Source organism: Micromonospora sp. NPDC049101, assembly GCF_040648675.1.
In the GTDB taxonomy this organism is placed as follows: Bacteria; Actinomycetota; Actinomycetes; order Mycobacteriales; family Micromonosporaceae; genus Micromonospora.
On record NZ_JBEZED010000001.1, the window covers coordinates 426,970 to 447,847 of the forward strand.

The 20,878-nt window shown below is 71.2% G+C and carries 18 protein-coding genes and 1 pseudogene; 7 read left to right on the forward strand and 12 right to left on the reverse strand.

Features of this window, described 5'->3' with window-relative positions:
- The first annotated feature begins 21 nt into the window (after positions 1–21).
- A complete protein-coding gene (locus tag AB0B57_RS01955; RefSeq protein ID WP_357064142.1) occupies positions 22–1,122 on the forward strand; it encodes an aldo/keto reductase in 1,101 nt (366 codons plus the stop codon).
- 73 nt (positions 1,123–1,195) lie between these two features.
- Here the strand turns inward: AB0B57_RS01955 and araD are convergent, their stop codons facing one another.
- From araD to AB0B57_RS01975, 4 genes are all read right to left on the reverse strand, one after another.
- Positions 1,196–1,897 (reverse strand): L-ribulose-5-phosphate 4-epimerase AraD, encoded by a 702-nt coding sequence (gene araD, locus AB0B57_RS01960; protein ID WP_357064145.1) that lies wholly within the window; start codon positions 1,895–1,897, stop codon positions 1,196–1,198.
- A gap of 206 nt (positions 1,898–2,103) precedes the next feature.
- Positions 2,104–3,087 carry an alpha/beta hydrolase gene (locus AB0B57_RS01965; RefSeq protein ID WP_357064148.1) on the reverse strand — a complete coding sequence of 328 codons (984 nt, stop codon included), beginning with the start codon at positions 3,085–3,087 and terminating at the stop codon, positions 2,104–2,106.
- Positions 3,088–3,162: 75 nt separating this feature from the next.
- Positions 3,163–4,050, reverse strand: coding sequence for an acetyltransferase (locus AB0B57_RS01970; RefSeq protein WP_357064151.1), 888 nt, complete (start codon positions 4,048–4,050; stop codon positions 3,163–3,165).
- 268 nt (positions 4,051–4,318) lie between these two features.
- Positions 4,319–5,884 carry an NAD(P)/FAD-dependent oxidoreductase gene (locus AB0B57_RS01975; protein WP_357064153.1) on the reverse strand — a complete coding sequence of 522 codons (1,566 nt, stop codon included), beginning with the start codon at positions 5,882–5,884 and terminating at the stop codon, positions 4,319–4,321.
- A gap of 206 nt (positions 5,885–6,090) precedes the next feature.
- On the opposite strand from AB0B57_RS01975, the gene AB0B57_RS01980 reads away from it, so the two are divergent.
- A complete protein-coding gene (locus AB0B57_RS01980) occupies positions 6,091–7,053 on the forward strand; it encodes an AraC family transcriptional regulator (protein WP_357064156.1) in 963 nt (320 codons plus the stop codon).
- Positions 7,054–7,287: 234 nt separating this feature from the next.
- Positions 7,288–8,322 carry a glycoside hydrolase family protein gene (locus AB0B57_RS01985; protein WP_357064159.1) on the forward strand — a complete coding sequence of 345 codons (1,035 nt, stop codon included), beginning with the start codon at positions 7,288–7,290 and terminating at the stop codon, positions 8,320–8,322.
- On the opposite strand, the gene AB0B57_RS01990 is transcribed toward AB0B57_RS01985, so the two are convergent.
- The 5 genes from AB0B57_RS01990 to AB0B57_RS02010 are packed head-to-tail and all read right to left on the reverse strand — an operon-like array spanning position 8,304 to position 12,847.
- Complete coding sequence (locus AB0B57_RS01990) at positions 8,304–9,212, reverse strand: NAD(P)-dependent oxidoreductase (RefSeq protein WP_357064161.1); 909 nt, start codon at positions 9,210–9,212, stop codon at positions 8,304–8,306. The genes AB0B57_RS01985 and AB0B57_RS01990 overlap by 19 nt on opposite strands.
- Positions 9,213–9,262: 50 nt before the next feature.
- The gene (locus AB0B57_RS01995; protein WP_357064164.1) at positions 9,263–9,928 is read right to left on the reverse strand and encodes a response regulator transcription factor; all 666 of its coding nucleotides are present in this window, start codon (positions 9,926–9,928) and stop codon (positions 9,263–9,265) included.
- Complete coding sequence (locus AB0B57_RS02000; RefSeq protein WP_357064168.1) at positions 9,925–11,088, reverse strand: sensor histidine kinase; 1,164 nt, start codon at positions 11,086–11,088, stop codon at positions 9,925–9,927. Before AB0B57_RS02000 ends, AB0B57_RS01995 begins: the two co-directional genes overlap by 4 nt.
- A gap of 5 nt (positions 11,089–11,093) precedes the next feature.
- Positions 11,094–12,623, reverse strand: a complete 1,530-nt coding sequence (locus tag AB0B57_RS02005; protein ID WP_357064170.1) for a multicopper oxidase domain-containing protein — start codon at positions 12,621–12,623, stop codon at positions 11,094–11,096.
- A complete protein-coding gene (locus AB0B57_RS02010; protein ID WP_357064173.1) occupies positions 12,620–12,847 on the reverse strand; it encodes a hypothetical protein in 228 nt (75 codons plus the stop codon). The genes AB0B57_RS02005 and AB0B57_RS02010 overlap by 4 nt, the downstream gene beginning before the upstream one ends.
- Positions 12,848–12,990: 143 nt before the next feature.
- Here AB0B57_RS02010 and AB0B57_RS02015 point away from each other — a divergent pair, with 143 nt between their 5' ends.
- A complete protein-coding gene (locus AB0B57_RS02015; RefSeq protein WP_357064176.1) occupies positions 12,991–13,410 on the forward strand; it encodes a PPOX class F420-dependent oxidoreductase in 420 nt (139 codons plus the stop codon).
- Between the two features lie 158 nt (positions 13,411–13,568).
- On the forward strand, positions 13,569–14,894 hold the full coding sequence (locus tag AB0B57_RS02020; RefSeq protein ID WP_357064179.1) for a glycoside hydrolase family 18 protein: 1,326 nt from the start codon (positions 13,569–13,571) through the stop codon (positions 14,892–14,894).
- Here the strand turns inward: AB0B57_RS02020 and AB0B57_RS02025 are convergent.
- Positions 14,881–15,249: a hypothetical protein gene (locus tag AB0B57_RS02025; protein ID WP_357064497.1), complete on the reverse strand. Its 369-nt coding sequence runs from the start codon at positions 15,247–15,249 to the stop codon at positions 14,881–14,883. The two genes, AB0B57_RS02020 and AB0B57_RS02025, sit on opposite strands and share 14 nt — an antisense overlap.
- A gap of 174 nt (positions 15,250–15,423) precedes the next feature.
- Here AB0B57_RS02025 and AB0B57_RS02030 point away from each other — a divergent pair, with 174 nt between their 5' ends.
- A complete protein-coding gene (locus AB0B57_RS02030; RefSeq protein WP_357064182.1) occupies positions 15,424–18,225 on the forward strand; it encodes a M14 family zinc carboxypeptidase in 2,802 nt (933 codons plus the stop codon).
- A gap of 69 nt (positions 18,226–18,294) precedes the next feature.
- On the opposite strand, the gene AB0B57_RS02035 is transcribed toward AB0B57_RS02030, so the two are convergent.
- Positions 18,295–18,441, reverse strand: a complete 147-nt coding sequence (locus AB0B57_RS02035; protein WP_357064185.1) for a DUF397 domain-containing protein — start codon at positions 18,439–18,441, stop codon at positions 18,295–18,297.
- A 38-nt stretch (positions 18,442–18,479) separates the two neighbouring features.
- Positions 18,480–18,794, reverse strand: a pseudogene (locus tag AB0B57_RS02040) (DNA-binding protein); the annotation flags it as partial.
- 598 nt (positions 18,795–19,392) lie between these two features.
- On the opposite strand from AB0B57_RS02040, the gene AB0B57_RS02045 reads away from it, so the two are divergent.
- On the forward strand, positions 19,393–20,820 hold the full coding sequence (locus AB0B57_RS02045) for a hypothetical protein (protein ID WP_357064188.1): 1,428 nt from the start codon (positions 19,393–19,395) through the stop codon (positions 20,818–20,820).
- Positions 20,821–20,878: the final 58 nt, after the last annotated feature.

Below are 20,878 nucleotides of genomic sequence, written 5' to 3' on the forward strand. Positions count from 1 at the left end.
CACGATCGGGAGGGCACCACCATGAACCACTACTACCTGCTCGGGCGGTCCGGTCTGCGGGTGAGCCGACTGGCGCTGGGCACCATGAACTTCGGCGTCGACGGGTTCCACGCCGCGTACGGAAAGACCGAGGAGGAGGCGGAGCTGATCTTCCGCCAGTACCTGGAGGCGGGCGGGAACTTCGTCGACACCGCGGACTTCTACACCGCCGGGGAGAGCGAGAGGATCCTCGGCCGCCTGATCGACAGTGCCGGTGTCCGTGAACGGCTCGTGCTCACCAGCAAGTTCACCAACACCCTCGACCCGAGCGACCCGAACGCCAGCGGCAACGGCCGCAAGCACATCGTGCGGGCCGTGGAGGCGTCGCTGAGCCGGCTCGGCACCGACTACATCGACCTGTACCTGCTGCACACCTGGGACCGGATCACCCCGGTCGAGGAGGTCGTGCACACCCTCGACGACCTGGTACGCGCCGGCAAGATCCGGTATGCCGGGCTGTCCGACGTGCCGGCCTGGTACGCGGCCCGCGCCCAGAGCTACGCCGAGGCGCACGGCCTGACCCCGATGATCAACCTGCAGCTCCCGTACTCCCTGGTCAGTCGGGGCATCGAGGCGGAGTACGTGTCGATGGCCCAGACCGTGGGCATGGGGCTCACCGCGTGGAGCCCGATCGCCGGCGGCCTGCTCAGCGGAAAGTACCGGCGTACCGGCGACGGCCTGAGCGGGACCGGTCGGTTGACCAACCCCGACGCCGCGGGCCGGGAGATCAGCCCCGGCGACTGGCAGGTCGTCGAGGCCCTGCAGGACGTGGCCGCCGACCTCGGCCGCACCATGGCCCAGGTCGCGATCAACTGGGTGGCCACCCAGCCCGCCGTCGCCTCGGTCATCATCGGGGCGAGCAGCGCCGAGCAGGTCCGCGGCAACTTCGAGGCGCTGGAGTTCGAGATCCCGGCCGACGCGCGTCGCCGGCTCGAGGAGGCCAGCGCACCGAAGCTCGAGGCGCCCTACGCGATGTTCACCCCGCAGTACCAGTCCTGGGTGGTGAGCCCCGGGCTCGGCATCGGCGACAAGCCGGCCGGCTACGCGCCGCCGGTGTTCAACGCCGCCCAGCCCTCGACGTGAGGGACCGCCGCCCGTCGGCCAGCGACGATGGCGACTCCGGCACGGGCTCCGATCGCGGAGCCCGTGCCGACGGTCACGGCCGGCTCTGTTCGGGCAGTTGGTTGCCGTAGTAGGCGCCCGCGCCGTGCTTGCGGGTGAAGTGGCGGTCCAGCAACCACTGTGGCGCGGCTGCCGCCGGGTTCAACGAGAGCGTCTTCATGGCCATCTCCGCGACCGCCTCGCAGACGATCGCGTTCTCCACCGACTTGAGCGGGTTCGCCGCCCAGGTGAAGGGGCCGTGGTTGGCGGCGAGAGCGACGGGGTTGGCCAGCGCCTCGGCCTCTCCCCCGATCAGCTCGATGATCGCCAGGGCGGTGTTGAACTCATAGTCGTGGGCGCACTCGTCGGCCGTCAGGTCCCGGGTGACCCGGATCGGGCCGGCGAACGTGTCGGCGTGCGTGGTGCCGAGCACCGGCACGTCCCGCCCGGCCTGGGCGAAGGCGACGGCGTTCGTCGAGTGGGTGTGGGTCACGCCGCCGATGGACGGCCAGCGCAGGTAGAACGCACGGTGGGTCTCGCTGTCGACGGAGGGCCGCAGCTCACCGGCGACGACCTGCCCGGTCTCCAGATCCACCGGGACGAGGAGGTCGGCCGTGAGGTCCTGGTACGCCACGCCGGAGGGCTTGATCACGTAGATGCCGGCCTCTCGGTCGACCCCGCTCACGTTGCCCCACGTCAGCGCGGCCAGGCCGGCCTCGGCGATGAGGCGGTTCGCGGCGAGGACTGCGGCACGCAAGTCGGTTGATCCGGCCGTACTCATTGCTGGTGTCGCCTTTCGGGGTGGGGATGGGACCGTGCGGTCAATAGCGGGTGCGCCTGGTCGGACGGAGATGACGCGCCCACACGAGGCACGACACGGGCGCAGTTTAGACGCCGGCGCGGCAGCACGCGGCCTACGTCCCGGATGGTCGTCGGCGGCGCTGACCGCGGCGACGAGACTGCTCACTCGTCGACGCGGGCCGCCTGGGCCAGTCCGGGCGTCGGCGTCGGATCTCCCTCGTAGAGCGCCACGTACCGCCGGCGCAGCTCGGGACCCTCGGTGCCGAGCGCGGTGAGGTCGAGGATGTCGTGGCCGACGCCCAACGCCTCGGGCAGGGTGCAGACCCGCAGCGGGATCGCGTGCGCGTCGGCGATCCGGCGGGGCACGCTCACCGCCGCGGCGCGGTCCACCACGCCGTCGAGCGGGCTGATGGCGACCGCGGCGCTCCGCAGACCAGTGCGTCGGGGCGGGTTCGGCAGACTGCGCGCGATCGTCAGGTACTGGGTGACGGCGGAGAGCGAGTAGCCGCGCGACGTGACACGGTCGGCAAGGATGCGTCGCCCGTACAGCGTGATGAGCGGTCGGACCGCGAAGGCCGGCGCCTGACGCGGGTCCGGGCCGAAGAACGGCGACAGCAACAGCAGATGCCGTACGACGTCGCCTGGCACCTGGGCCAGCCAGGTGGCCAGCACGGCGCCGCCGGAGATTCCCACGACGCCCACCTCGTCGCCGAGGCCCGCCGCGACGGCCAGCCCTCGTGCGGCGTACGTCGTCAGCTCCTCGGCCTCGACCCGGTGGTGGGCCCGCCTGTCGACGGTCCCGTGCCGGGGAGCCCGTGGGATAAAGACGTTGTACCCACGGTCGAAGAACTCCTCGGCCAGTCCGTCGTACTGCTCGGGCGCGAGGGTGTATCCGTGCAGCAGCAGAACGGCCCGGCGGGTACGGGAGCCGTGGCTCAGCAGGCGGCTGCGCGACTCCGGGCGGAGCGCCGGATCCGCCGCCTCGGCCGCGATGACGGCCTCGGCGGCGCGGGTGGCGGTGTCGAAGTCGAGCGGTTGCCACGCGACCCGTCGCCCAGGGCGGCGCACCGGCCAGAGGTACAGCCCGGCGACGAGCGCCACGACCAGCGCCAACCCACCGACGAGAAGCGCGATGATCTCCGGCATGCGCCGATGCTGACAGGGGCGGGGGCCGGTGCCGGCCGAGGGGGTGCGCCCGGGTGACCGGGCGCACCCGATCGGCTACTGCGGTGGCGCGAAGACGACCCTGGAGCGCAGTTGCCGGAAGCCGGTCCGTTCCAGTTCCGCGAGCACCGCCACCCGGCGGGCGTCCACGTCGGCGATGACCTCGCGGGCACCGCCGGCGGCCAGCACCCGGACCGCCTCGGCCAGCAGCTCGGGCCGGGCCGCCTCGTCGAGGAGGCCGAGATAGGCGAGCAGTGGGTAGCAGGCGTCCCCGAACGTTCCGGCCAGCCCGACCGGCTGCCCGGCCTCCAGCGCGACGCGCCAGTTCTCGGTGGTGTCTCCCAGCCAGGTCAGCGGGTCGGTGGCCAGGTCGACTCCGCCGACCGCCTGCGCGACCTCGGCACCGGTCAGCACGTCCGGCTCGGCGATCCGGGCGACCAGGATGTTGATCTCCGCCAGGTCGGTGGGCGCCCGGAAGTCGTAGCGGCCGGAGGACGCCGGCAGCGGTGTGCCCGTCCAGGAGCACCGGAGCCGCTCCCCACGCTCGACCAGTCCGGCGAGCCGGGCGGCCTCCATCGGCGCCCGCACCACGGCCAGCACCTCCGGTCGACGCCGCCAGTGCGCCGGCAGGGCGGCGTAGTAGCGGCCGGGGCCGCCCAGCGCCTCGTGGGCGGCGTGCAGCAACTCGGCGCCCACCTCCGGCTCGGCGTCCAGATCGAACCGGTCCAGCCAGGGGGCGCCGACAGCGCCCGGTGGGCGGAGCCAGGCGGCCCGGCCGACCACCCGGCCGGCGCGCAGGGCGACCCAGGTGGTCTCGGGCCGGTAGCCGCCGCCGGCGATCCCGTCGGCGTACGCGACCTGGCGCAGTTGGGGCAGCGGATCGGGCATGGAGTCGAACAGGTTTTCCTCGCCCGCGACGAGCGGACGAATGAGCAGATCAGTCATGATCGTGGTCCTCCGGGTGGCGAGCGCCCCGGGTCAGGCCCGCGCGGACGCCGGAGCGCGGAGGGGGCGCAGAACATCGGACATTGTTCTGACCTCCTTCCAGCTCGACGGCGTGCCACGAAACCATACGCGCAGCCCTCGACGGCGGGCAACGGGGTGCCCCGCGTCGGGTTGGTCGCGGACGGCGGCGGGTGATGCCGGTGAGTCATCAAGATGACTCACCGGCATCACGCCGGACGACGGTCAGTCGTCCGGTCCTCGCCCGCCCTCATCCGGCGACCGGAGAGTCGTCGCGGTCGTGCCGGACACCGCCGCGCCCGGGGCGGACAGCCGCCACCTCGCCCGCGTCGGCGGTAAGCCGGATCATGCGTGCCGTCACGCCCCGGTAGGAGCGCGGGTCGACGGGGAGCAGCCACTGCCGGGCCCGGGTCAGTGGGCCGAGGTTGAGCCCCAGTTCGTCGAGCACCTCGTCGATGTTGTGCATCGAGAACGGGATGACGTTCGTGCCGCGGGCGTGCCGCCCGTTGGTACGCTCCGCCATCCAGGCCAGGCGGGCGCGCACCTCGTCGCGCATCCGCGCCTCGGCGGGCAGGGTGAGTCCACCGCGCAGGTACGCGGCCGTCCACACCGCCGCCATCTCGGCGCTGAGCGGGCTGAAGAACGACGAGTTGTAGCCGGCGAACGTCAGCCGAGGCACCCCGAGCGGCAGGATCTGGCGGTAGAGCTGGAAGTTGCCCGCGTCGTCCTGAAGCCGGGCGTGCAGCGCGTCGTCGAAGAACGGCACGTGCTGGCGGAAACCGGTGCCGCAGATCACCAGGTCGGCGGGGAGCACCCTGCCGTCGGCCAGGCGGGCGGCGGGCCGGCCGTCGTCGTCGACGAGCAGTTCGGTGATCACCTGGTCGCGGTGTACGGCGATGCGGCCGTCGGCGACGCGCTCGAAGAAGCCCTCGGTGGCGAGACTGACCGTGCTGCGGGCGATGTCCTCGAAGCTGCCGTTGGGCACCAGACCCAACTCACGCAGTTTGAGCTGCCTGGTCGCGACCGAGCCGACGCTGTCGACCATCCGTTGGCGCAGGCCGTTGCCCGGACCGTGCAGGAACCGCTCGAAGCCCTTCAGGTGGAGGTAGCGGAACAGCGCCTCACCCATCCGACTGAGCAGCAGGTACTTGTAGTTGAGCACGCCGCCGAGCTTGCGGGGCATCTTCCAGAGCAGGTCCCGGGCCACCACCTGGGTCTGGGCGGCAACCTCGCTCAGCGGGACCGCCACGTCGCAGGACGACTTGCCGTACCCGACGACGAGGACGTTGCGGCCTCGGGCCGCCTCGATGTCGTGGAACTCCCCCGCGGCCAGGACGCGCCCGCCGGCGGCGGCGAAGCCCGCGTGACCGTCGAACGACGGGACGACCGGGTCGCAGAAGATGCCGTTGGCGACGATCAGGTGGTCGTACCGTTGCACCGTCACCGGCTCCGGGGCACCCGCCGGCCGCGACGAGATCAGCCACCCGGTCTCGTCGTTGACGAACTCGGCGGAGACGACCTCCGTGGACAGCCGCAGCACGCCGGCGAGCCCGAACTTCGCCACGTAGGTCTCAAGGTACCGCTGGACCTGCTCCCCGGAGGGCCACTGCGGATAGTCGGCGGGCATCGGCAGGTCGGACAGGTGATAGGTGCCCTTGTTGTTCTGGGTGTGCAGACCGGGATAACGCCGGGTGCGGCTCCACACCCCACCGACGTCTGGCGCCTTCTCGAAGACGGTGACGTCGAACCCGCTCTGCCGCAGCACCTTCGCTGCGCTCAGACCGGCGAATCCGGCGCCGACGATGGCAATCCTCATGACATCCTCCGAAGTGCGTAGACCACTGCGGCGGCGGTGGTGAGCGCACGCTAGCGAGCGGGGCGCGGCAGTCGCTATCCGCTGCGCGCGAGGTGTGTCCGCTCCGCGCAGCCGACCCGTTCCGTGTCGGGTGCACGGCTTTCCGACACCGCCGTTGCGGGTCGCACCTTATGGTCGGCGCACCAGGACGCCCCGGGAGGTGTCGGATGGATGCGGTGACGGTCCGGACGGACGACGTCGACCAGGCCCGCGCCGAGGTCGGCCGGGTCTTCTGTCCGCATCGACTCACCCCGCAGGCGGGCGTGCGTGCCGTCCAGTTGCGGATGGCGGCACACCGGGTCGGCGGGGTGGGTGTCATCGACCTCGACTACGGGCAGGCGGTACGCATCCAACCCCCCGCCCTGGAGAGCTTCTACCTCGTCCAGATCCCCCGGGCCGGCAGCACCGTGGTGCGGCACTCCGGGCACACCGTGACCTCGACACCCGACGTCGCCTCGGTCCTGTCCCCGTACGACTCCTCGGACATGCGGTGGTCCGCGGGGTCACCACATCGGATCTTCTACGCCGACCGGCACGCCGTCGACCGCGAGCTCGCCCGTCTCCTGGGCCGCCCGGTGGACGACCCGCTCCGCTTCGACATCGGCATGGTCATGACCACGCCCACCGCGCAGGCGTGGGCACGCGGGGTGGCGTTCCTCGCCGACGAGCTGGCCCAGCCGACGGACGCGTCCCTGTTCGACCACCCGCAGGTGGCCGCCCGATTCGAGCAGGGGCTCATCGGCCAACTGCTGCTGGCCCACCGGCACAGCCACTCCGACCTGCTCGCCGAGCCGGACCACCACCCCAACCCGGGGCGGCTCGTCCGCCGGGCCTGCGCCCTGATCGCCGACCACCACGCCGAGGCACTGACCGTCGGTGATGTCGCCGAGGCGCTGCGGGTGAGCGTACGAACGCTGCAGGACTGCTTCCGCCGGGAGTTGCGGACCACCCCGACGGCGTACCTGCGTGCCTGTCGCCTCGACGCGGCGCAGCGATCGCTTCGGGCGGCCGAGCCGGGGGTCTCGGTGACGACAGTCGCGCTGCGGCACGGGTTCGTGCACCTCGGCCGGTTCGCGACCGAGTATCGGAGCCGGTTCGGTGAGTCGCCGTCGGCGACCCTCCGTCGCTGACCGGGAAGCACCACCTCGCCGGGCTCACCGGAAGGGGTGCGCCGCCGACAAAATCGTTATCCCGCAGCGGCCCGCGAGTCTCCTGAGGGGAGGCGCTGGTAGCGATCACGTATCGCCCTCCGTCGAGCAGCGATGTGACCACACGGAGGAGTCGAGACGATGCGCGCAACCGGCCCGGGTGAAGCGGATACCCCGAAGGGCCCCCGGGGTGTCCACGCGGAGCCCCGACGCCTGATGTTCCGTCGCCTCCCGATCGGCGTGTGGCGCCTGCGGTGGCCCCTCGCCGTGGCCGTCGTGGTGGCCGTACTGGTGACCGGGGTGATCGTCGTGGTGCAGCCGAGCGGGCCGACGCCCGTCCCCGCCGCGACGCGGGCGGTCGACGCGCCGCCGTCGACGAGCCCGGAGGTCAGCCCACCCCCCGCGACCACGCCCGCCGCCACGACGAGCCCGACGGCGACGACGCCGACCCCGCGGAGCACGCCGACGGCGACGCCCACGGCCCGGCGTCCGGCCGCCCCGGCGGCGACCGCCGTGACCTCGACGCGCAAGGGCGTCGGGGTGTGGACGTTCGACGGGGTCAGCCAGGCGCTGGCCAACTCCGGGGCGAGTTGGTACTACACCTGGGACGTCGCCCACCCGGGCGTCACCAGCCCGAAGAACGCCGAGTTCGTCCCGATGATCTGGGGGGCGAAGAGCGTCACCGCCGGCAACCTGCAGAAGGCCCAGCAGAACGGCCGCCACCTGCTCGGGTTCAACGAACCGGACCTGAAGGGTCAGGCCGAGATGACCGTGGAGCAGGCGTTGGACCTGTGGCCGCAACTGGAGGCGACCGGCCTGCCGCTGGGCAGCCCGGCGGTGGCCTGGGGCGGTGACCGGCCGGGCGAGTGGCTCGACCGCTTCATGGCCGGGGCGAAGCAGCGCGGTCACCGGGTCGACTTCATCGCCCTGCACTGGTACGGCGGCGACTTCACCACCGCCAACGCGGTCAACCAACTCCGGTCGTACCTCCAGGCGGTGCACGACCGCTACGGGCTGCCGATCTGGCTCACCGAGTTCGCCCTGATCGACTTCTCCAACGGCGTGCGCTTCCCGACCCAGGCGGAGCAGGCCGCGTTCCTCACCGCGGCGACCCGGATGCTGGGCGGCCTGTCCTGGCTGCACCGGTACGCGTGGTTCGGTCTGCCCGCCACCGACAAGGACCAGTCCGGGCTCTTCCGCAGCGGCGGCGAGGCGACCGCTGTGGGCCGCGCCTACCAGGCCGCGCGCTGAACCGGATCCACGTGGTCCCGCCAGGAGTGCCGCGGCTCGTACCCCAGCACCCGGCGTGCCTTGTCGATGCTGAGCAGGGTCTCGTGCTCGCCCAACTCCTTACGGACCTCGACACCCGGGTAGACCTCGGCCAGCAGGCTGGCGCTGGACCTGCTCATGACGGTGTCGGCGTTGGCGATGATGAACACGTCGGCGCCGGGCCGGTCGTGGGCGAGGGCGCGCTCGACCGCCTGCGCGCCGTCGCGGGCGTCGATGTAGCCCCACAGGTTCCACCGGCGCGCCCGGGGGTCGGCGTCGAAGGAGGGGAACGGGGCGTAGTCCTCGACATCCATCACGTTGGAGAAACGCAGACCCACCATGACCAGCTCCGGGTCCCACCGGCAGAAGTGCCGCGCCATCTCCTCCTCGAGGACCTTGTTCAGCGAGTACGTCGACTCCGGTCGCGGCGCGTACTCCTCGTCGACTGGCGCGTACGGCGGCGGGCTGTCGAACGGCAGCCCGAGCACCGTCTCGCTCGACGCCCACACCACCCGTCTGATCCCGGCCGCCCGCGCCGCGGCGAAGACGTTGTACGTGGCGGCGGAGTTGTTCGCGAACGTCGTCGCGTTCGACATCAGCCCGGGGGCCGGGACCGCCGCCAGGTGCACGATCGCGTCGACCCCACCGGCGTGCTCGTCGGCGCCCCCGGTGAACGCCTCCACCACCTGCCCGTAGTCGGTCAGGTCGACCAGGAGGAACTCGCCGTCCACGTCGCGCGGATCACGGCCGCCGGCCCGGTCCACGGCCAGCACGCCGACGCCCACGGCGCGCAGGCGGGCGACCACGGCCCGACCGAGCTTGCCGGTGGCACCGGTGACGACGACACGCCTGGGCAGTGCGGGGTTGCTCATCACCACATCCTCGCCCAAAGCGACCGCAGGCCCGCACGCGCCCCACCAACCTAACCGCCGGGTGTGACGAGCCCGCTCTCGTACGCCAGCACCACGAGCTGCGTACGGTCTCGGACGCCGAGCTTGGTGATGATGCGGCTGACGTGGGTCTTCACCGTCAGGGGACTCATCCGCAACGCCTCGGCGATCTCCGCGTTGCTCAACCCGGTGGCGACCGAGGCCAGCACCTCCCGCTCGCGGGCCGTCAACGGGGCCAACCGCTCGGGTGAGCGCTGCGGCGGGCGTGGGCGGCGGGCCAGCTCGGCGATCACGGTGCGGGTCACGCTCGGGCTGAGCAGGGCCTCCCCCTCCGCCACCACGTGGACCGCCCGACACAGCTCCTCCCGGCTCGCGGTCTTGGCGAGAAACCCACTCGCGCCGGCCCGCAACGCCTCGAAGATGTACGCGTCGATGTCGTAGGTGGTGAGCACGACGACCCGTACCCCTGCGGTGGCCGGGTCCTCGGCGAGCCGCCGCGTGACGACGAGGCCGTCCAGGTGCGGCATGCGGATGTCGAGGAGGGCGACGTCGGGTCGGGTCTGCCGGGCGAGCCGCAGCGCCTCCGCACCGTCCTGTGCCTCGGCGACGACGGTGATGTCACCATCGCGTTCGAGCAGACCCCGCAGACCGCTGCGGACCAGCGGCTGGTCGTCGGCGAGAAGCACGCGCACGCTCACCGGCGGGTCACCGCCGCCGACTCCTCAGCCGGGCTGACCGGCAGTCTGGCGCGCACCCCGAAGCCGCCGTCGGGTTGCGGTCCGGCGGTCAGGCTCCCGCCGACGCTGGCGGCCCGTTCCCGCATGCCGGTGAGCCCGTGACCGGGCCGGTGGTCCGCCGCCGTCGCCCGAGGGCCGTCGTCGACGATGTCGAGGCGTACGTCCTCGTTGCCGTAGCGCAGCGTCACCGTGACGGCCGCGTCGTCGGCGTGCCGCAGGACGTTCGTCACCGACTCCTGCGCGATCCGGTAGAGGGCCAGCCCGACCGCCGCGGGCAGCGGCCTCGGGGTGCCCTCGCGGTGGAACTCGACGCGCAGGCCACCGTCGGCCGCCCGGGCCAGCAATGCCTCGATCATGGTCTCGTCGGGTACGGGGTGTCGGTCCGTCGCCGCCGCGTCGGCGGGGCCACGCAGCAGGCGTACGGCGGTCTCCAGCTCGCCGATCGCGTCGGCGTTGACGCGGCGCGCGGTGTCGAGCAGGTCGCGGGTCGCGTCCGGATCGTCCTCGACCAGTTCCCGGGCCAGGTTGATCTGGATGCCGACGACCGCGACGGTGTGGGCGGTGACGTCGTGCAGCTCCCGGGCGATCCGCAGGCGTTCCTCCAGGACCTGCCGCGTCGACTCGCGCTCCTGCTGCTGCCGCTCGGCGGCGAGCCGGGCGGTGAACTCCTGGGCGAACAGCTCCCGGTGCCGGACCGCCGTGCCGGCGACGAGGGCGAGAGCGAGCAGGGCCGCCTCGCGGAGCACTCCGTCGAACAGTTCGAGCAGCGGTACGCCGGCGTTGAGCACCCACCCGGCGGAGACGAGCAGCGTGGCACCGCCGATCGCCGCCCCGATCGTCGCCTGCCCGACCCTTGCGACGGTGTAGAGGGGCAGCAGCAGCGGCCAGATCGGCGAGACGCTCGGCAGGTCGGTGAGGTTGTAGCCCATGATCACGATCAGCGACAGGACGAGCACGGTGACGGGCCGGCGACGTCGGAAGAGCAGCAGGGCGCCCATGACCGCCCCGAGCGCGTACGCGGCGACGGCCGACGTCGCGCTGGCCGGCTCGGCGGCCACCGAGGTCGCGACCGTGATGGCGACGGCGCTGGCCAGCGCGAGGGCGAGGTCGGCGGCGCGCATGGGGTTCATCCTCCGTGTTGGGCGTGACCGGCGTCGAGGGTGACCGGTACGGAGGGTTCGTCCTGCGCCGACACGGTCAGGAATTGACCCATCATCCCGGCGTCCTCGTGGGCCAACACATGACAGTGGAACATGTAGGGCGTACGAACGTCGGAGTGTTGCAGGAAGCGCACGGCCAGCCGGACGACGCTGCCGGGTGGCACGTAGACGGTGTCCTTCTCCCCGCGCGACTCGGGCGCGGGCGGTGCGCCGTCGACGCCGAGCACGTGGAAGGACGCGCCGTGCACGTGGAGGTTGTGCGGGATCGACTGCCCGTTGGCGACCTCCCACACCTCCACCGAACCGGTGCGCGTCACGCGGTCGATCCGGGCCGGGTCCATCGTCGCGCCGTTGAGGAGGAAGTCGCCCATCTCCAGGCGGAAGGGCTCCGGCCGGGTCACCGTCGGCGCGGGCGAGGCCGGGGTCAGTTCGGCCGGCACCGGCGGGCTCGGCCGCAGCACCCCGGCCGCGGTCATCTTGATCAGGTCGTGGGTGTCGCTGCCGCCGGCCAGCCGACCGTAGAGCGGGTTCGCCCGCAGCGGCGCCGGGAAGCCGCGCAGGACTACCGACTCGCCGGCCCGGAACTCCACCACGATCTCGGCGCGCTCACCTGGCGAGAGCAGGAGCCGGCGCAGTGGCTGCGGCGAGCTGAGCAGCCCGGCGTCGGTCGCCACGAGCGTGAACTCGCGGTCGTCGGTGAACCCGACGTACAGGATCCGGGCGTTGCAGCCGTTGAGCAGCCGCAGCCGCACCCGCTCGGTCAGCACCTCGACGTACGGGTCGTAGGTGCCGTTGACCAGGATCTTGTCGCCGAGCAGCCCGGTGATGGTCAGGCCGCCGAACGTGAGGTCGGACTCGTCCAGGGTGCCGTCGTCGGCGATCTTGCGGTCCTGCACGATCAGCGGGACGTCGTCGACCCCGTACTCCGTCGGCAACCGCACGGCCGGGTCGTCGTCGACGATGAACAGCCCCGCGACACCCCGGTACACGTGCGCGGCGGTGCTGCGGTGCAGGTGCGGGTGGTACCAGAGGGTCGCGGCCCGCTGCTCGATCGTCCAGCTCGGTCGCCAGGTAACGCCCGGCTCGATGGGCTGGTGCGGGCCGCCGTCCATCCGGGCGGGCAGGTGCATGCCGTGCCAGTGCAGCGACGTCGTCTCCGGCAGGTTGTTGCGCACGTCGACGCTCACCCGGTCACCCCGACTCGCCCGCAGCGTCGGGCCGAGGATCGGCCCGTTGGCGCCCCAGGTGTTGGTCGTCGTGCCGGGCAGCAGTTCGGTACGACCCGCAGCGAGCGTGAGCCGGAATCGCCGCACCCCGTCCGCCGCCACCGTCGGGGGCAGGATCGGCGGGATCCGGAGCCGGTTGCGGAACGTCAACGTGCCGACGTTGCTCCGCCCCGAGTCCGCGTACAGATACCCGGCGAACCCGGCCGCGGGCAGGACGACGAGCCCGCCCACCGCGCCGAGCCAGCCGAGCACCCGGCGGCGGGTGCTCACCGGCGGACGCGGCGGTGGACGGCCCAGGCGATGAGCGCGAGGCCGATGATGATCACCCACCAGCCCAGCAGCACCTCGGGCATCGGCACGAGACCGGGGTCGTCCAGCCACACCTGTGGGGGGACGAAGAACCAGCCGAGGTTGAAGACGAGGCCGACGAGGACGATGGCCAGCCCGGCCCAGAGGCGGCGGCTGACGAGCAGCGGAGCGGGTTTGTCGTGCATGACGCAGACCGTACGAACCACCGGGTGCGGCGCACATCCGCTGCACGAGGTACTCCCTGCGATGTACCTGCCGGTCCGCGCGTGCCCGGGCCCCGCGGGTGCGTAACGTGCAGGGGTAAACGTTGACGCGACGAGGAGACTGCATGTCCAAGCCACCGCTTCCCGAGGCCGCGATCGCCATGCTCCGCAAGCCGAACCCGGCCGTCATGACCACACTGCGCAACGGTGGTCAGCCGGTGTCCGCCGCGACCTGGTACCTGTGGGAGGACGGCCGGATCCTGGTGAACCTGGACGAGAGCCGCCGCCGGTTGGAGCACATCCGCAACGACCCGCGGGTGTCCCTGACCGTGCTCGACGAGGCCGGCTGGTACACCCATGTCAGCATCGTCGGGCACGTCGCCGAACTGCGCGCCGACGAGGACCTGGCGGACATCGACCGGTTGTCCCAGCACTACACGGGCAACGCGTACCCGCGGCGGGAACGCGCCCGGGTCAGCGCCCTGATCGAGATCGACAGGTGGCACGGCTGGGGTTCGCTGAAGGACAACGACCAGGTCGGCTGACGCCCACCCGCGGGGCGTGCGGGTGGTGGTGGTTCGGGTGCCGACGTCGACGTGCGGCGCCCGGCCCAGCTCTTGACCGGAGACGACGGTCGGCTTAACTTCATCAATCAGATAAGTGTCTTTACTGATTGTGCGCCAACCGTCGTGGGAGTGTGCCGATGCGACAATTCCGCCACCGCCGTCTCACCGCCGTCGTCGCCCTGGCGACCCTGCTGATCACGGCCACCCCGCCCACCGCCGCCAGCGCCGGCGACCACCAGCAGCGCCGCGCCGGCTACCACCGGGTCGGCTACTTCACCCAGTGGGGCATCTACGGCCGCGCCTTCCCGGTCAAGAAACTCGACACCTCCGGGGCGGCGAGCCGCCTCACCCACGTCAACTACGCCTTCGGCAACGTCAGCGAGGACGGCCGCTGCTACCTCGACGGCGGGCCGGGCGAGGGCGACGCCTGGGCCGACTACCAGCGGCCCGTCCCGGCGGAGGAGAGCGTCGACGGCGTCGCGGACGCCCCGGGCCAGGCGCTCAACGGCAACTTCGGTCAGCTCGCCAAGCTGAAGGCCAAGCACCCCAAGCTCAAGGTGCTGATCTCGCTGGGCGGCTGGAGCTGGTCGACGTACTTCTCCAACGCCGCCCGCACCGACGCCTCCCGCAGGGCGTTCGTCGCGTCCTGCGTCGACCTCTACCTCAAGGGCAACCTGCCGGGCGCCCCGGGCGCCGCCGCCGGCGTCTTCGACGGCGTCGACCTCGACTGGGAGTGGCCCAACTGGGAGGGTGAGCCCGGCAACGTCATCCGACCGGAGGACCGGGAGAACTTCACCAAGCTGCTCGCCGAGTTCCGCCGGCAGCTCGACGCGTTCGGGCGCACGACCCGGGCACACCACCCGCTGACCGCCTTCCTACCGGCCAACCCGGCCACCATGGACGCCGGCTACGAGGGCCGCAAGATCTTCACGTACCTGGACTTCGCCACCGTGCAGGGGTACGACTTCCACGGCGGCTGGGACGCGGTGACCAACCAGCAGTCGGCGCTGCGCGTACCGGCGGGCTCGCCGGACAACCCGGACTTCTCCGCCGAGGTGGCCATCGACGGCTGGATCGCCCGGGGCGCGCCACGCGACAAGCTCGTCCTCGGCATCCCGTACTACGGTCGCGGCTGGACCGGCGTCACCGGCGGCGGCAACGGCCTCTTCCAGCCGGCCGCCGGGCCCGCGCCGGCGACCTTCGAGGCCGGGTACGAGGACTACAAGTTGCTCAGGACCCTGGCCGGCAACGGCTACGCCGTGCACCGCGACCTGCGCACCGGGCACGCCTGGTTGTTCGACGGTACGACGTTCTGGACGTACGACGATCCGGCGGTCGTGTTGCAGAAGACGCTCTACATCCGCCGTGCCGGCCTGGCCGGCGCGATGATCTGGTCGCTCGACGGCGACGACGACAACGCCACGCTGACCAGGACCATCAACCTGGGCCTCACCGCCCGGTAGCCCCATCCCCGAGGGTGACCGCGCGCACCGCCGCGTCGATGAGCGCGGTCACCTGGTCCATGTCCCGCGCCTGGCGGACGTCCACATCGGCCGTCCAGCCGTCGGGCCGGGCAAGCCGCACCGTCACGTCCTCACGGCGGTGGATGAGCCAGCCGGCGATCGCCTGCACCAACACCATCGCGGCCCCCGCGTCGTCGACCGCCACCCTCAGCAAGTCCGTGCCGTCGGCCGGCGTCGCACCGGCCGGCGTCGAGGTCACCCCGTCGCGCAGCCGGTCCTCGGCGCGCAGCCAGGACGCCAGCGACCGCCGCGCATCGGCGGACGGCAGATCCGGATGGACCGAAAGCGCGATCATCTCCGACACGAGCTGCTCCTCCCAGACGACGAGCCCACCCCGTCATCCTGCCACTCCGCGTCGGAACCGGCACGCGGCGTAGTAATCAATGTCGATCACCCTTGACCGTCGTGTCGGCCGGTTCATAGGCTCCGGCCACTGCGAGGCTGTTCCCGAGAAGGGAAACCCGATCACATGTCCCCATCGATGCGCCAGTTCTGGACGGTCCCCCCGAAGCGGCTGGCGAGTGCCGCCACGATCGCGCTCCTGCTCGGCATGACTCCCCTGCTCGGCGGCACCTCGACCGCGAGCGCCGCCCGTCCGTCCACCTGTGGCGACGACCCGACCGCACGCCTGAGCACCGTGCCCGCGCCGGAATCCGTGCTCGGCTTCCCGCTCGGCGCGGGCCAGGAGCGCGTCGTCACCAACGACGAGGTCCGGACCTACCTCGGGGCGGTGGACAGCGCCTCGGAGAGGGTCGTCACCGGAGTGCTGGCCACCAGCGTGGCCGGGCAACCCCTGCCGTACGCGGTGGTGTCCGACGAGCGCCACGTGCGACCCGCCGCGCTGCGCCGGATCGCCGACGACGTACGGGACCTGCGTGATCCCCGTCGGACCAGCGCGCGGACGGCCGCCCGGACGGCGAAGGACAGCCCGGCCATCGTCTGGGTCACCGCGAACGTGCACGGCGGCGAGAAGAGCGGCACCGACGCGGCCCTCAAGACGCTGTACGAGTTGGCGGCGGGCCTGTCCTGCGAGGTCGCCCGGCGCAACGACAACCTGGTCACCGTCATCGTTCCCACCCAGAACCCGGACGGCCGCGACGCGACCCGGCGGCAGAACGAGTTCGGATTCGACCTGAACCGGGACTGGTTCGCCCGCACCCAGCAGGAGACCGACGGCAAACTCGAACTGCTGCGCCGCTACCCGCCGCAGGTCTTCGTCGACGCCCACGAGATGGGTGGTCGGCAGTATTTCTTCCCGCCCAACGCCGACCCGATCCACCACGAGATCGCTGGCCAGGCGGTGGACTGGATCAACCGGATCGGCGAGGCCAACAAGGCCGGCTTCGGCTACAACGGCGCCTGCGACGACACCGCCTTCACCGAGTGTTACTTCAACTACGACACGTACGACATGTTCTTCATGGGTTACGGCGACACCGTGCCGACCACCGGCTTCGGCGCGGCCGGAATGACGTACGAGAAGGGCAGCGCGTCGGCGGTCGCCGACCGGGTCCAGCAACAGTTCCACACCCAGTGGTCGACGCTGGGTTGGGCCGCCGCGAACAAGCGCGAGGTGCTCGACGGCTACTTCGACATCTGGACCGACGCGCTCGCCCAGGGCCGGGCGGGCACCCTCGAACCGAACGAGGTCGTGCAGCCCACCAACGAGGTCCAGTTCCCGGTACCCGACATCACGATCCGCTCGTACTTCCTCCTGCCGGACCGGCAGCTCGCCGACGTCCGCCAGCTCGTCGAGCGGCTGCGCCGGATGGACGTCGAGGTGTACGAGGTGCAGAAACCGACCCGGGTGCCGACCGCGCGGGTCTTCGGCGGCCGGAGCGCCACAAACGTGACAGTGCCCAGGGGCGCCTACTGGATTCCGCTGGACCAGCCGCAGAAGCACTGGATCCAGGCCATCATGGGCGAGGACCCGTACACGCCGTTCCCCTACTTCTACGACGTGTCGTCCTGGAGCAACCCGCTGCTGATGGGTGTCTCCACCATCTACACCGGCGACGACGTCCGGCCGACGGCCCAGCTCGTCCGCGCGATCTCCGGCGGCCGGACCGCCCCGGCCTGGCCGTGGGGCTCCTACACGTACCCGCTCGACTCGGCCGCCGCCGCGGAGCTGACGTTCAGCCTGCTCGGTCGCGGCGTCCCGCTCACACGCAGCGCGGACAGCAGCCTGGTGGCCCTGCCGGCGAAGACGCTGACCCGGGAGATCGACCGGCTCGCCACCTCGCTCGGAGTGAGCCTGACACCGAGCGGGCCAGCCACCGGTACGCCCGTGAACCTGCCCGACGTGGGACTGTTCCAGGGCACCGGCATCTCCACCACGTCCGGCTCACACGGCGAGGCCCGCTACGTGCTCGGCAAGCAGTGGGGGCTCGACCTCACCCCGGTCACCACTGCCGACATCAACGACAACACCGAGGCGTTCACCGGTCGTACCGTGCTGCTGGTGCCGGACGGCAGCAGCGCGACCGGCGGTCTGACCGCCGCCGGCCAGGCCAACCTGCGCGCCTGGATCGCCCAGGGCCACACCTACGTCGGGTTGCGCAACGAGGGCACCCGGCTGGCCCGCGCCGCCGGCCTCACCTCCACCACCGAGAAGGCCAAACCGGCCGACTACCTGGTGATCGGCTCGCACCTGCGGGTCGACGTGGACGCCACGAGCCCGGTCGCCCTGGGTCGCCCGGCGGAGGACGTCGAGTTCAACAACAGCGACCCGATCCTCAACCCGAGTACCACCGGCACGAACGTGCTCAGCTACCCGACGGGTGACACGTTCTGGGCCAACGGCTACACCGTCGGCGCGGAGACGCTGAAGGGGACGGCCGCCGTGGTCGACGAGCCGACAGGTGCCGGTCGGGCGGTGCTGTTCGCGTTCAATCCGCTCTTCCGGGCGTACAACGAGAACGGCCTGCACCTGGTGGCCAACGCGCTGCTCTACCCGCCGGGTGTCCCGGCCGCCCGACGCACGCCGGGCATCGACCCGGCGCGCGCCGACGCCGCCGCCACCCCGGCGGCGGCGGACCTGGGCGGCGGGTGGCGACCGATCACCATCGAGGTGGCGGCGACCGACCTGCCGCGCACCCGGGCCATCGTCGAACGCTTCACGCCCGACGCGCGGACGTCCATGAAGGACAGCTCGGCGTACGTCGTGATCCCGAACCCGCAGGGCCTCCAGGTCGACGAGCACCCGTTCACGGCGGATCTGGTACGCGCGCTACGCGACGCGCGAGTGCCGCTGCGGTCGGTGGTCGGCTGACAGATCCCGCACCGCTGAGCGCTCGTCCCCGTGGTCCGGGGACGGGCGCTTCGGCGTTGTGCGCAGCGGCTATGACCGCCTGGTGACCTCGGTGACGAACGCCCGCCAGGCCACCGGCTCGAAGTCCAGGGCCGGCCCGGTCGGGTCCTTGGAGTCCCGCACGCCGACGATGCCGGACGCTCGACCAAGGTCAACAAGTGTGATCTGTCCAACCATGATCCCTCGAAAGTTCTCGGCCGCCCGCCGCAGCACCTCAGGCCAGGAATCAGGGTCGGTTGCCAGTACCGAAGCTGAGTCGCGACGCGCTCGGCGTCCAGCCACGGCGGGAACCAGGATGGTGCCCCAGCTTCGCCACCATGCGCTCGAAGAGACCGCCGTTCTTGAGTGCCCGGTCCGCGCCCTTGATGACGTCCATCGTCAGCGCCCGCGTCTCCCCCTCCACGGCGCTGACAGGAAAGGCGCTGAAGCCGACGCCCTAGCCGAAAGCCTCCTGTGTCATCCCCGCGGCCCCTCGGGCGACGGATCTCGTTCACGATGAACGCGGCAAGCGGGTGCGGTAAGTTGACCATGCAAAGCTCCCAAACCGGAAGATCAACTACTGGTGTCACTGACCGGGGGAAACGCTCACCTGATCGAGCGAAACGCCTCCCGAGCGCAAGACCCTCCACAGCAGAGTGTCACCAACAACGCCGCCGGTGCGTACCCCAGTCCCGGCAGACGCGTCCGCACCGGGCCGTTGGCCGCCGACAGCGCAGATCTTGGACACTTTCCGTTCCGCACAGTTCCGCGCGAACGGAAAGTGTCCAAGATCTGGTGATGCGGCGGTGACCCGGCCGCGAAAGCTCGCGCGATGGTGCCCGCCGGCGGGGAGGCAGGAACGCGGGCAGGCACGCGGGGCAACGCGGGGGGCACGCCGATCCCCCCGCCGCCGCAGCGCGTGCCGCGTTCGGCCTGTCCGGTTGCAGCCCTACCTCGGGCTCCGACTCGGTCATGACCGACGGGCCCTTCCGAGTCGATCCCGACACACAACCTCCACCCGGTGACCCCCGGCGCGGGCCGGTGTCTGATCGAGGACATCGGATCGTTGCCGCGTTTACGCCGTCCCGCAAGCCGAGGAGACTCTCGGTGAATGCTACGAATTCGCAGTCTTCGTCCGATAGGAGCAACATGAGGACATTACGGATCCGGGCCATCGTGGCGGTGACAGCGGCATGGCTGGTAACCGTGAATTTCGCGCTACCCGCCAGGGCCGCCGACACCAGCATCGAGCGGGTAAGCGTCAGCAGCACCGACGCGCAGGGAAACAGCTCCAGCTCCTCCCCGGAGGTGAGCGCCGATGGCCGATATATCGCTTTCGCGTCCTACGCCACCAACCTCGTACCTGATGACACCAATCAGAAGTCGGACATCTTCGTTCGGGATCGCTTCACCGGCGCCACCGAACGCGTCAGCACGACCCCGAACGGCACCCAAGCTGACTGGGAAAGTTCCGACCCGGCGATCAGCGCCGACGGACGGTACGTCGCGTTCGCTACCGACCTCGCGATCGACGACCTGCACCACTCTCTGGACGTGTACGTCCACGACCGCGTCACAGGCTCCACCGGACAAGTCAACAACACCAACAACAGCGGAGTGTTGAACAACTTCAGCTTCTCCCCGGCGATCAGCGCCGACGGGCGCTACATCGCTTTCACGTCCTGGGCCACCGATCTCGTGCCTGACGACACGAACCAGACCACCGACATCTTCGTCTACGACCGCACCAACGGGTCCACGCAACGCGTCAACATCAGCGGAACGGGCGCCCAGGCCGATCAGTTCAGCTTTCAGCCAGCACTGAGTGCCGATGGACGTTACGTCGCCTTCTCGTCCTGGGCGGGCAACCTCGTGGACGAGGACACCAACCAGGCCATGGATGTCTTCGTCCACGACCGGGCCTCCGGCACCACCCAACGCGTCAATGTCACAAGCACCGGCGCTCAATCTCGCAACGTCGGCTCCGATCCGTCGATCAGCGCGGATGGCCGGGTCGTCGCCTTCCAGTCCTATGGAGCCGATCTCGTGCCCGACGACACGAATCAAACTGCGGACATCTTCGTCCACGACCGGGGTGCCGGCACGACACAACGTGTCAGCAGCACGAGCACGGGCACGCAGGCAAACGCCGAGAGCTACGACCCGATGATCAGCGCCGATGGGCGTCATGTCGCCTTCGCGTCCTATGCGACCAACCTGGTGCCCGACGACACCAACCAGAGCGCGGACGTCTTCCTACGCGACCTCACCACCGGCATCACGCGGCGCGTCGACGTCAGCTACACCGGGGGCCAAGCCGACCAGGGCGGCCAAGAGCCGGCGGTCAACACCAACGGCCAGTACGTGGCGTTCGCGTCCTATGCGGCCAACCTGGTACCCAACGACACCAACCAGGCGATGGACGTCTTCTTCCGTGATCTCGAGCTGCGGGGAGGGTCGCAGCCCACCGCGCCGGCGACCGTCACTCCGAGCCCCGAGCCGCCGGGGCCCCCACAGCCGCCCGTGTCGGCTCTGATCCCACAGCCCCCGGCAGCGACCAGCGTCCCGCAACCCTGACGCCCACCGCGGCAGGTCGGTCGAGGCACCGGTGCTCCGACTGGCCCGAGGGCACGGG

Excerpts from the sequence above, each read along its gene's own strand:
- AB0B57_RS02025 (WP_357064497.1), bottom strand. The coding sequence starts at position 15,249 with ATGATCGCGCTTTCGGTCCATCCGGATCTGCCGTCCGCCGATGCGCGG.
- AB0B57_RS01975 (WP_357064153.1), bottom strand. The coding sequence starts at position 5,884 with ATGAGGATTGCCATCGTCGGCGCCGGATTCGCCGGTCTGAGCGCAGCG.
- AB0B57_RS02030 (WP_357064182.1), top strand. The coding sequence starts at position 15,424 with ATGTCCCCATCGATGCGCCAGTTCTGGACGGTCCCCCCGAAGCGGCTG.
- AB0B57_RS01955 (WP_357064142.1), top strand. The coding sequence starts at position 22 with ATGAACCACTACTACCTGCTCGGGCGGTCCGGTCTGCGGGTGAGCCGA.
- AB0B57_RS02010 (WP_357064173.1), bottom strand. The coding sequence starts at position 12,847 with ATGCACGACAAACCCGCTCCGCTGCTCGTCAGCCGCCGCCTCTGGGCC.
- AB0B57_RS01985 (WP_357064159.1), top strand. The coding sequence starts at position 7,288 with ATGTTCCGTCGCCTCCCGATCGGCGTGTGGCGCCTGCGGTGGCCCCTC.
- AB0B57_RS02015 (WP_357064176.1), top strand. The coding sequence starts at position 12,991 with ATGTCCAAGCCACCGCTTCCCGAGGCCGCGATCGCCATGCTCCGCAAG.
- AB0B57_RS02035 (WP_357064185.1), bottom strand. The coding sequence starts at position 18,441 with ATGGTTGGACAGATCACACTTGTTGACCTTGGTCGAGCGTCCGGCATC.
- AB0B57_RS02045 (WP_357064188.1), top strand. The coding sequence starts at position 19,393 with ATGAGGACATTACGGATCCGGGCCATCGTGGCGGTGACAGCGGCATGG.
- AB0B57_RS01970 (WP_357064151.1), bottom strand. The coding sequence starts at position 4,050 with ATGACTGATCTGCTCATTCGTCCGCTCGTCGCGGGCGAGGAAAACCTG.
- AB0B57_RS01990 (WP_357064161.1), bottom strand. The coding sequence starts at position 9,212 with ATGAGCAACCCCGCACTGCCCAGGCGTGTCGTCGTCACCGGTGCCACC.
- AB0B57_RS01965 (WP_357064148.1), bottom strand. The coding sequence starts at position 3,087 with ATGCCGGAGATCATCGCGCTTCTCGTCGGTGGGTTGGCGCTGGTCGTG.
- AB0B57_RS02020 (WP_357064179.1), top strand. The coding sequence starts at position 13,569 with ATGCGACAATTCCGCCACCGCCGTCTCACCGCCGTCGTCGCCCTGGCG.
- AB0B57_RS02000 (WP_357064168.1), bottom strand. The coding sequence starts at position 11,088 with ATGCGCGCCGCCGACCTCGCCCTCGCGCTGGCCAGCGCCGTCGCCATC.
- AB0B57_RS01980 (WP_357064156.1), top strand. The coding sequence starts at position 6,091 with ATGGATGCGGTGACGGTCCGGACGGACGACGTCGACCAGGCCCGCGCC.